This is a genomic window from Streptomyces sp. NPDC058579, from assembly GCF_042718575.1.
GTDB lineage: Bacteria > Actinomycetota > Actinomycetes > Streptomycetales > Streptomycetaceae > Streptomyces.
The window spans coordinates 1-10325 of the sequence record NZ_JBHXPI010000079.1; the positions used below are offsets into that span (position 1 = coordinate 1).

The 10325-nt window shown below is 73.3% G+C and carries 8 protein-coding genes and 1 pseudogene; 5 read left to right on the plus strand and 4 right to left on the minus strand.

The window, feature by feature from the left end:
- Positions 1–36: 36 nt before the first annotated feature.
- Together disA and radA are read right to left on the minus strand one after the other, a co-directional pair.
- Positions 37–1095: a DNA integrity scanning diadenylate cyclase DisA gene (gene disA, locus ACFWRO_RS36715; protein WP_384518970.1), complete on the minus strand. Its 1059-nt coding sequence runs from the start codon at positions 1093–1095 to the stop codon at positions 37–39.
- A gap of 146 nt (positions 1096–1241) precedes the next feature.
- Positions 1242–2633 (minus strand): DNA repair protein RadA, encoded by a 1392-nt coding sequence (gene radA, locus ACFWRO_RS36720; RefSeq protein WP_384518951.1) that lies wholly within the window; start codon positions 2631–2633, stop codon positions 1242–1244.
- A gap of 207 nt (positions 2634–2840) precedes the next feature.
- On the opposite strand from radA, the gene ACFWRO_RS36725 reads away from it, so the two are divergent.
- Positions 2841–4574 (plus strand): hypothetical protein, encoded by a 1734-nt coding sequence (locus ACFWRO_RS36725; protein ID WP_384518954.1) that lies wholly within the window; start codon positions 2841–2843, stop codon positions 4572–4574.
- Here ACFWRO_RS36725 and ACFWRO_RS36730 read toward each other — a convergent pair.
- Positions 4571–5491 carry a hypothetical protein gene (locus tag ACFWRO_RS36730; RefSeq protein ID WP_384518957.1) on the minus strand — a complete coding sequence of 307 codons (921 nt, stop codon included), beginning with the start codon at positions 5489–5491 and terminating at the stop codon, positions 4571–4573. The genes ACFWRO_RS36725 and ACFWRO_RS36730 overlap by 4 nt on opposite strands.
- Before the next feature lie 40 nt (positions 5492–5531).
- Between ACFWRO_RS36730 and ACFWRO_RS36735 the strand changes: the two genes are divergently transcribed.
- The 4 genes from ACFWRO_RS36735 (at position 5532) to ilvD (ending at position 10193) form a co-directional block, all read left to right on the plus strand.
- Positions 5532–6464: a Ppx/GppA family phosphatase gene (locus ACFWRO_RS36735; protein ID WP_384518960.1), complete on the plus strand. Its 933-nt coding sequence runs from the start codon at positions 5532–5534 to the stop codon at positions 6462–6464.
- Between the two features lie 263 nt (positions 6465–6727).
- Positions 6728–7588 (plus strand): sugar phosphate isomerase/epimerase family protein, encoded by an 861-nt coding sequence (locus tag ACFWRO_RS36740; protein WP_384518962.1) that lies wholly within the window; start codon positions 6728–6730, stop codon positions 7586–7588.
- Positions 7585–8199 carry a TetR family transcriptional regulator gene (locus tag ACFWRO_RS36745; RefSeq protein WP_384518964.1) on the plus strand — a complete coding sequence of 205 codons (615 nt, stop codon included), beginning with the start codon at positions 7585–7587 and terminating at the stop codon, positions 8197–8199. The genes ACFWRO_RS36740 and ACFWRO_RS36745 overlap by 4 nt, the downstream gene beginning before the upstream one ends.
- Positions 8200–8339: 140 nt before the next feature.
- Positions 8340–10193, plus strand: coding sequence for a dihydroxy-acid dehydratase (gene ilvD, locus ACFWRO_RS36750; protein WP_384518967.1), 1854 nt, complete (start codon positions 8340–8342; stop codon positions 10191–10193).
- Here ilvD and ACFWRO_RS36755 read toward each other — a convergent pair.
- Positions 10174–10325: pseudogene (locus tag ACFWRO_RS36755) on the minus strand (ribonuclease D); the annotation flags it as partial. The gene ilvD and the pseudogene ACFWRO_RS36755 overlap by 20 nt on opposite strands.

The window sequence follows — 10325 nt, forward strand, 5'->3', positions numbered from 1 at the left end:
ATCCCGTACCGCCCCTTCCGCGTGCTGTGCGCGCTCCTAGACGTACCGCTCCAGGATCGAGGACTCCGCGAGCCGGGAGAGGCCCTCGCGGACGCTGCGCGCCCGCGCCTCGCCGACGCCGTCGACGGTCTGGAGGTCGTCGACGCTGGCCGCGAGCAGCTTCTGCAGGCCGCCGAAGTGCTCCACGAGCCGCTCGATGATCGCGCCGGGCAGCCGCGGGACCTTGGCGAGGAGCCGGTAGCCGCGCGGGGAGACCGCGGAGTCGAGGGTCTCGGGGGAGCCGCTGTAGCCCAGGGCACGGGCCACGATGGGCAGTTCGAGCAGCTCGGCGTGGGAGAGCGCGTCGAGCTCGGTGAGCGCCTCCGCGACCGTGCGCGAGCGCTTGGCCGTGGGCTCCGGCACGTAGTCCCGGACGACGAGCTCGCGCTCGGGCTCCACGCCCGCGATCAACTCGTCCAGCTGGAGCGAGAGAAGCCGGCCGTCGGTGCCGAGCTCGACGACGTACTCGGCGATCTCGGTGGCGATCCGGCGGACCATCTCCAGGCGCTGGGCGACGGCCGTGACGTCCCGGACCGTCACCAGGTCCTCGATCTCCAGGGCGGAGAGCGTGCCGGCGACCTCGTCGAGCCGGAGCTTGTACCGCTCCAGGGTCGCGAGCGCCTGGTTGGCCCGGGAGAGGATCGCGGCGGACTCCTCCAGGACGCGGCGCTCACCGTTCACGTAGATCGCGATGAGCCGCATCGACTGGGAGACGGAGACGACCGGGAAGTTGCACTGCTTGGAGACCCGGTCCGCCGTGCGGTGGCGGGTGCCGGTCTCCTCGGTGTGGATCGAGGCGTCCGGAACGAGCTGGACACCCGCCCGGTGGATCTTGGAGATGTCCTTGTCGATGACGAGCCCGCCGTCGAGCTTGCACAGCTCGCGCAGGCGCGTCGCCGTGAACTCCACGTCGAGCACGAAGCCGCCGGTGCACATGGAGTCCACCGTCTTGTCCATGCCGAGCACGATCAGACCACCGGTGTTGCCCCGCAGAACGCGCTCGAGGCCGTCACGCAGTGCGGTGCCGGGAGCGACCGCGCTGAGGGCCGCGCGCATCAGCGCTTCGTTCCCGTCCTTGGCTGCCACTGCTCTCCTCCGGCTCGTACGGATGGGCGAGACCAGGGCAAAGTCTAGCGACACCGCCCCGCGTGGGATTCGCACACCGTTTGCACCCGTCCGTCAGGACCCCTGGCACCCGTCCGTCAGGACCCCTCCGCGGGCCGCTTCCCCCTCGGCAGCACCCTCAGCGCATCGCCCATGTCGGCCACCTCCGTGACCTTCATGCCCGCCGGGATCTTGCCCGGGTCGGTGGGGACGAGGGCGTGGGTGAAGCCCAGGCGGTGCGCCTCCGCGAGCCGCCGCTGCACGCCCGTCACCCGCCGGACCTCGCCCGCGAGGCCCACCTCGCCGATCGCGACGAGGTTCTTCGGGAGCGGCGTGTCGCTGGCGGCGGAGGCCAGCGCGAGCGCGATGGCCAGGTCGGCGGCGGGCTCGGAGAGCTTCACGCCGCCCACCGTCGCCGAGTAGATGTCCCGCTTGCCGAGCGCGGTGATCCGGCCGCGCTGCTCCAGGACGGCCAGCATCATCGAGACCCGGGAGGTCTCCAGGCCCGAGGTGGTCCGCCGGGGCGACGGGATCTGGGAGTCGACGGTGAGCGCCTGCACCTCGGCCACCAGCGGCCGGCGGCCCTCCAGGGTGACCGTCAGGCAGGTGCCGGGCACGGCCACGTCGCGCCGCGTCAGGAAGAGGCCCGAGGGGTCGGCGAGGCCCGTGATGCCCTCGTCGTGCAGCTCGAAGCAGCCGACCTCGTCCGTCGCCCCGTACCGGTTCTTCACGCCGCGGACCAGGCGCAGGCGCGCGTGCCGGTCGCCCTCGAAGCTCAGGACGACGTCGACCAGGTGCTCCAGGAGGCGGGGACCGGCGATGGCGCCGTCCTTGGTGACGTGGCCGACGAGGAGCGTGGACATGCCCCGCTCCTTGGAGGCCCGGATCAGCGCCCCGGCGACCTCGCGCACCTGGGCCATGCCGCCCGGCGCCCCGTCGATCTCCGGGGAGGCGACGGTCTGCACCGAGTCCATGATCAGCAGGGACGGCTTGACGGCGTCGAGATGTCCGAGCACGGCGGACAGATCGGTCTCGGCTGCCAGGTACAGGTGCTCGCTCAGCGCGTTGATCCGGTCGGCCCGCATCCGGACCTGGCTCGCCGACTCCTCACCGGTCACGTACAGCGTGCGGTGCTCGTCGCTGGCCGCCTTCGCGGCGACGTCGAGGAGCAGCGTGGACTTGCCGACGCCGGGCTCGCCCGCGAGCAGGACGACCGCGCCGGGCACCAGGCCGCCGCCCAGGACCCGGTCCAGCTCGTCCACGCCTGTGGAGCGCGCGGTGGCCTGGCGGCCGTCGACCTGGCCGATGGGGAGCGCGGCGGTGGAGACCCGGCCCGCGGCGGTGGTGCGGACGGCGGGCGCGCCGTACTCCTCGACCGTCCCCCAGGCCTGGCACTCGGGGCAACGGCCGAGCCATTTGGCGGTCGTCCAACCGCATCCGGTGCAGCGGTAGGACGGCCGGTCCTTGGCGGATTTCGTACGGGCAGCCATGCGCCACACCGTAGCCGCCCCCACTGACAGCGGACGCGGAGCCGGGCGCGGGGCGGTCCGACGCCGGTCCCACGCCGGTCCGCCCGGCGCCCTCGCGGCGTCGGAATGCCGTGTTCCTGTCCCCTTTTGAGGGATACCTTCACCCGTAAGGATTAAAAGAGTTCAAGCGGTACGAAGAGCCCGCCCCGCCCTGCCTACGGTCACCCAGTGACGAGCAGCAGGCTGGAACCCCCCACCCACACCACCGGCGCACACCGGGCGCACCGGCGGGCGGCCGAAGGTCCCCGCACCCTCGGTCAGCACCCGCCCGCCCGCTACGAGGCGTATCTGGACGGCCTGTTCACCTACTGCCTCTCGGTGCTCTGCGACCACGACGCCGCGACCGCCGTCCTCGGTGACGTCCTGGCCGTCGCCGAGCGCCACCGCGGCCGTTGCCCGTCCGACGAGGACGGGCGCAGGGCCTGGCTCTACGCGCTCGCCCGCTGGGCCTGTCTGCGCAGCCTCGGCGAGCAGCGCGCCAAGCGGCAGGGCGCGCACACCGGCCGCCCGCCCGTCGCCGCGCCCGAGCCGCCCCGGGTCTCCGAGGAGGTCGCCGAGCGCCGCCGCGCCGAACTGGCCCTCCTGGCCTGGCCGGAGGCCGCCGGCACCACCCCCGAGCAGCGCGAGGCGCTGGAGCTCGCCGTCCGGCACGGCCTCAGCCACCGTGCGGTCGCCGCCGTGCTCTCCCTCGACCCGCTCGCCGCCCGCGAGCTGCTCTCCTCGGCCGCCTGCGAGGTCGAGCGCACCCGGGCCGCCCTCGCGGTCGTCGAGACCGGCAACTGCCCCACCGTCGCCCGGCTCACCGGCGACCACCAGGTGCTGCTCTCCACGGCCCTGCGCGCCGAGCTCGTCCGCCATGTCGACGACTGCCCGCGCTGCCGTCGGGCCGCCGAGCGGGCGGGGGCGAGCGGCCCGTGGCCCGGCGCGACCTCGCCCACCCCGGCCCGGCTCCCGCTGGTCGAGGCGCCCAGGGCGGCCGCGTACGTGGCGATGCTGCACGCCCCACGCGCGCGTGCGGGGGCCCCGCGCTTCGGGCCCGCCGGGTTCCCCCTGGACCCCAAGGACCACGCGGCCCGCCGCGACCGGATGCGGGCCCGCGCGGTGACGACCACCGTCGTCGCCGCCGTCGTCGCGGCCCCCGTCCTCGCCCTCTGGGCCTCGTACCGCAGCGGTCCCGTCGCGGGCGAGGCCCGCGCCGGCGCCCCGGTCAGCGCGAGCGAGGCGGACGAACCGGCCGGCCTCGACGGCTCCCCGTACGACCACTACGAGAACGCGGGCAACGCCCGCACCACCCCCGACCCGCGCTTCACCCAGGGCAGCAGGACCCCTGACGTCTCGGTCGAGGTGATCAGCCCCGGCGGGCCTGTGGGTCCCTCGGTGCCGGGCGAGGCGGGCCCCGGCCGGATCACGGTCACGGCCCGGGGCAACGGCGACACGACGCTGCTCACCCTCACCGCCTCCGGCGGCTCGCCCGTCTCCTGGGCGCTCTGGTCGGACGCGCCCTGGCTGTACGTGGACCGGGCCTCGGGCACCCTGCGCCCGGGAGAGTCGGTGACGGTACGGATCTCCGTGGACCACGCGCGCGAACCGGCGGGCTCCTGGTCCGCCCGGGTCGGCGTGAACCCGTCGGGCGCGGTCGTACGGATCGACGGCCGCGGGGCGGCCACCTCGCCGCCCCCGACGACGGAGGAGCCCCCGCCGACCACGGAGGAGCCGACGACTCCGCCACCCACGACGGAGCCCCCGACGACACCCCCGCCGACGACGGAGCCGACCACACCCCCGCCCACCGAGGAGCCGACGACCCCGCCACCCACGACGGACCCGACCCCGACGACCGAGCCCACCCGGTCGACGGACCCGGGAACCCCGAGCGGCTCGGACTCCCCTCCGCCCTCCTAGGAGCGGGGCGGGTCCGCCGGGTGCGGGGCCAGCAGGGGCAGCTGGGAGGAGAGCCGCGCCTCGCACAGCTCGACCAGGACGTCGTACCCCGCCTTGCCCATCAGCTCGGTCAGCTCCGGCCGGTACGTCACGTACACCGGCTCCCCGGCCCCGTGCGCCGAGGTCGCCGACGTGCACCACCAGTGCAGGTCGTGACCGCCCGGGCCCCAGCCCCGCCGGTCGTACTCACCGATCGACACCTGCAGGATCCGGGTGTCGTCGGGCCGGTCGATCCAGTCGTACGTCCGGCGCACCGGCAGCTGCCAGCAGACGTCCGGCTTGGTCTCCAGCGGCTCCTTGCCCTCCTTGAGGGCGAGGATGTGCAGCGAGCAGCCGGCGCCGCCCGCGAACCCGGGCCGGTTCTGGAAGATGCACGACCCCTTCCAGCGCCGGGTCTGCCGGTCGCCGTCGTCGTCGAGCTGGACCCAGCCCGAGTCCGTACCGACGTCGTGGAACTGCCACAGCTCCGGCGTGAGCCGGTCCACGTACGAGGCGACCCGCTGCTCGTCCTCCTCGTCCGAGAAGTGCGCGCCGAGCGTGCAGCAGCCGTCGTCGGCGCGGCCCGCCTGGATGCCCTGGCAGCCGCTGCCGAAGACGCACGTCCAGCGCGAGGTCAGCCAGGTCAGGTCGCAGCGGAAGATCTGTTCGTCGTCGGCCGGGTCGGGAAACTCGACCCAGGCGCGCGCGAAATCCAGCCCCTTCTCGTCCGGCTCGCTGTCCGCGCCGGACACCTTGCCCTGCGTGATCGTGACCTTGGAGGCCTTCGCGGCCTCCTTCGAGGCCTTGGAGGTCTTGAGGTCCTTGGGGGGCTTGGGAGCCTTCGTGGCGCTGTCGCCGCCGCTGTCTTTGCCCGGCTTCGCCTTTTTCGTCTTTGGCACACGCCAAGCGTATGCGCGCGGGCGCAGTAGCGTTCCGTCCATGAGACTCGGAGTCCTCGACGTCGGTTCGAACACAGTGCACCTGCTGGTGGTGGACGCCCACCCCGGCGCCCGCCCGCTGCCCGCCCACTCCCACAAGGCCGAGCTGAGGCTGGCGCAGCTCCTCGACGCCGGGGGCGCCATCGCTCCCGACGGCGTGGAGCTGCTCATCGCGACCGTCCGGGACGCCCTGGCGGCAGCCGAGGACAAGGGCTGCGAGGAGGTCCTGCCGTTCGCGACGTCGGCGGTGCGCGAGGCGACGAACGCCGACGCCGTCCTGGCCCGGGTCAAGGACGAGACCGGCGTCGACCTGCAGGTCCTCACCGGCGAGGAGGAGGCGCGGCTCACCTTCCTGGCCGCACGCCGCTGGTTCGGCTGGTCCGCCGGCAAGCTGCTCCTGCTCGACATCGGCGGAGGCTCGCTGGAGATCGCGTACGGCATCGACGAGGAGCCGGACGCGGCGGTCTCGCTGCCGCTCGGCGCGGGACGGCTGACGTCGGGCTGGCTGCCCCGCGACCCGGCCGAGGAGGCGGACGTACGGGCGCTGCGCCGCCACGTACGCGCCCAGATCGCCCGTACGGTCGGCGAGTTCAGCCGCTTCGGCAAGCCCGACCATGTCGTGGCCACGTCCAAGACCTTCAAGCAGCTCGCCCGTATCGCCGGCGCCCCCGGCTCCGGGGAGGGGCTCTACGTCGACCGCCTGCTGACCCGCAGGTCCCTTGAGGAGTGGGTCCCCAAGCTCGCCGTCATGAGCGCCGACCAGCGCGCGGCCCTGCCGGGCGTCTCCGAGGGCCGCGCTCCCCAGCTGCTCGCGGGCGCGCTCGTGGCCGAGGCCGCGATGGACCTGTTCGGCGTCGACGAGCTGGAGATCTGCCCCTGGGCCCTGCGCGAGGGCGTGATCCTGCGCCGCCTGGACCACCTGCCGGAGGAGTAGCCGCCCCGAACGGCCGCCACGCGCGCGTGAAGCACCAAGCCCTCACGCGCGCGTGGGCGCGAGGCGCGGACGCCGCGCGCGTGAGGCGAGCCAGCCCGTGCACGCACGTGTGAACCATGAATCGCGGCGCCAGGCGCGCGTGAAGCCGCCCGCCCGTCCACGCGCGCGTGCCCCCGGCCCCGCTTCCGAGCGACCCGCCCACGCCCCCCACCGTGACCGGAACCACCTCCCCGGTCCCGGCCCCGCCCCGTACCCTGTCCTTCGTGGCAGAACCAGTCGTGCGCATCCCGGATGCGAAGGTCGCGCTGTCGACGGCCTCGGTCTATCCGGAGTCGACGGCGACGGCCTTCGAGATCGCCGCGCGCCTCGGCTACGACGGCGTCGAGATCATGGTGTGGACCGACCCGGTCAGCCAGGACATCGAGGCCCTGCGCCGGCTCTCGGACTACCACCAGGTCCCGATCCTCGCCGTCCACGCGCCCTGCCTCCTGATCACCCAGCGCGTCTGGTCGACCGACCCGTGGGTCAAGCTCCAGCGCGCCCAGGCGGCCGCCGAGCGGCTCGGCGCCTCCACGGTGGTCGTCCACCCGCCGTTCCGCTGGCAGCGCCAGTACGCCCGCGACTTCGTGACCGGGATCTGGCGGATGGCCGACGAGACGGACGTACGGTTCGCCGTCGAGAACATGTACCCCTGGCGGTACAAGGACCGCGAGATGCTCGCGTACGCCCCCGAGTGGGACGTCACCAAGGACGACTACCGCCACTTCACGGTCGACCTCTCGCACACAGCCACCGCCCGCGCGGACGCCCTCGCCATGATCGACCGCATGGGCGACCGCCTCGGCCACGTCCACCTCGCCGACGGCAAGGGCTCCGCCAAGGACGAGCACCTCGTGCCCGGCCGCGGCAACCAGCCCTGCGCGGAGCTCCTGGAACGCCTGGCGCTCACCGGCTTCGACGGTCACGTGGTCATCGAGGTCAACACCCGGCGCGCGATGTCGGCGGCCGAGCGCGAGGCGGACCTCGCGGAGGCCCTCGCCTTCACCCGCCTCCACCTGGCCTCCGCCACGACCGCAGGCTCGGCCACGTCCTCGTCCCGGCCCTCCGGAGCGCCCCGCCCATGACCGGACCGGCCGCCCCGCGCCGCCGCGGCCGTCCCTCCCGTACCGAGGAGGAGACCGGCCCCGGCGCCCGCGAGCGCATCCTGGAAGCCGCCCGCGCCCAGTTCGCCGAGCGCGGCTACGACAAGACCTCCGTACGCGGCATCGCCAAGGCGGCCGGCGTGGACCCGGCGCTCGTGCACCACTACTTCGGTACGAAGGACGAGGTCTTCGCCGCCTCGATCGAGGTCTCCTTCGAACCCGCCCTCGTCCTCCCCTCGATCCTCGGCGGCCCCCGCGACGGGATCGGCGAGCGCCTCGCCCGCTACTTCATCGGCGTCTGGGAGAACCCGGTCAGCCGCGCCCCGCTCCTCGCGATCGTCCGCTCCGCGCTGACCCACGAGGCGGCGGCGAAGGTGCTGCGCGGCTTCGTCCTGCGCCGGCTCCTGGAGCGGATCGCCGCCGACCTCGACGTACCGGACCCGAAGTTCCGCGCGGAGCTCGCCGCCTCCCACATGATCGGGATCGCGATCCTGCGGTACGTCATCCAGGTCGAGCCGCTGGCCTCCGCCGACCCGGAGGAGATCGTGGCCCACGTGGCCCCGACGCTCCAGCGCTACCTCACGGAAGCGTGACCGGATCTCCGACCGGATCTCCGACCGGATCTCTGACCGAAGGCTGAACAGTGCGTCCGGCATCCGGACACACCGTCCAGATCTTGGGCGGTCGGCGTACGCTCGAACCAAGCACCCCCATCACTGAGGAGCGAGCGACGATGCCCGAGCTGAGGTCCCGCACAGTCACCCACGGCCGCAACATGGCGGGCGCACGCGCCCTTATGCGCGCCTCCGGTGTACCCGGCGCGGACATCGGCAGGAAGCCGATCATCGCCGTCGCCAACTCGTTCACCGAGTTCGTCCCCGGCCACACCCACCTCCAGCCGGTCGGCCGGATCGTCTCCGAGGCCATCACGGCGGCCGGAGCCATCCCGCGCGAGTTCAACACGATCGCCGTCGACGACGGCATCGCGATGGGCCACGGCGGCATGCTGTACTCCCTGCCCTCCCGCGATCTGATCGCGGACAGCGTCGAGTACATGGTCGAGGCGCACTGCGCGGACGCGCTGATCTGCATCTCCAACTGCGACAAGATCACCCCGGGCATGCTGAACGCGGCCCTGCGCCTGAACATCCCGACGGTCTTCGTCTCCGGCGGCCCGATGGAGTCCGGCAAGGCCACGCTGGTCGACGGCACGGTCCGTACGCTCGACCTGGTCGACGCGATCTCCGACGCCGTGAACGACAAGATCTCGGACGAGGACATCCTCCGTATCGAGGAGAACGCCTGTCCGACCTGCGGGTCCTGTTCCGGCATGTTCACCGCCAACTCGATGAACTGCCTGACCGAGGCCATCGGCCTCTCCCTCCCCGGCAACGGCTCCGTCCTCGCCACCCACACCGCGCGCAAGGCGCTGTACGAGAACGCGGCCCGCACGGTCGTCGACATCACGCGCCGCTACTACGACGAGGACGACGACTCCGTCCTGCCGCGCTCGATCGCCACCCGCGCGGCCTTCGAGAACGCCATGGCCCTCGACATCGCCATGGGCGGCTCGACCAACACGATCCTGCACCTGCTCGCCGCCGCCCAGGAGGCCGAGCTCGACTACGGCCTGTCCGACATGGACGAGGTCTCGCGCCGCGTGCCGTGCCTGGCCAAGGTCGCCCCGAACGTGGCGCCCGGCGGCACGTACTACATGGAGGACGTCCACCGCGCCGGTGGCATCCCGGCCATCCTGGGCGAGCTGTACCGTGCAGGGCTGCTGAACGAGGACGTCCACACCGTCCACTCCCGCTCCATCAAGGACTGGCTGGAGACCTGGGACGTGCGCGGCGGCTCCCCGTCCGAGGAGGCCGTCGAGCTGTGGCACGCGGCCCCCGGCTGCGTCCGCTCGGCGACCGCCTTCTCGCAGTCCGAGCGCTGGGACACCCTGGACACGGACGCGGCCGGCGGCTGCATCCGCGACGCGGCCCACGCGTACTCCAAGGACGGCGGCCTCGCGGTCCTGCGCGGCAACCTGGCCGTCGACGGCTGCGTCGTGAAGACGGCCGGCGTGGACGAGTCGATCTGGACCTTCGAGGGCCCGGCCGTCGTCTGCGAGTCGCAGGACGAGGCCGTCGAGAAGATCCTGAACAAGCAGATCAAGGACGGCGACGTCGTCGTCATCCGCTACGAGGGCCCGCGCGGCGGCCCCGGCATGCAGGAGATGCTCTACCCGACGTCCTTCCTCAAGGGCCGGGGCCTGGGCAAGACCTGCGCGCTGGTGACGGACGGCCGCTTCTCGGGCGGTACGTCGGGCCTGTCGATCGGCCACGCGTCGCCCGAGGCGGCGTCGGGCGGCACGATCGCCCTGGTCGAGGACGGTGACCGGATCCGTATCGACATCCCGAACCGCGGGATCGAGCTGCTGGTCGACGACGCGACCCTCGCGGCCCGCCGCGAGGCACTGGGCGGGGTCTACGCCCCGAAGAACCGTGTGCGCAAGGTCTCGGCCGCGCTGCGGGCGTACGCGGCGATGGCGACCAGCGCGGACAAGGGCGCGGTCAGGGACGTGTCGAAGCTCGGCTGACACCACCGCACCAGGCGCGCGGCGGCGGCGGGCCCTGCACCTGCTGGCCCGGCTGCGGCAGCTCGGCGTCCGGCAGCGCCTTGGCCCGCTCCACGGCCGCCTGCCACTGCTCCAGCTGGCGACGGCCCATGC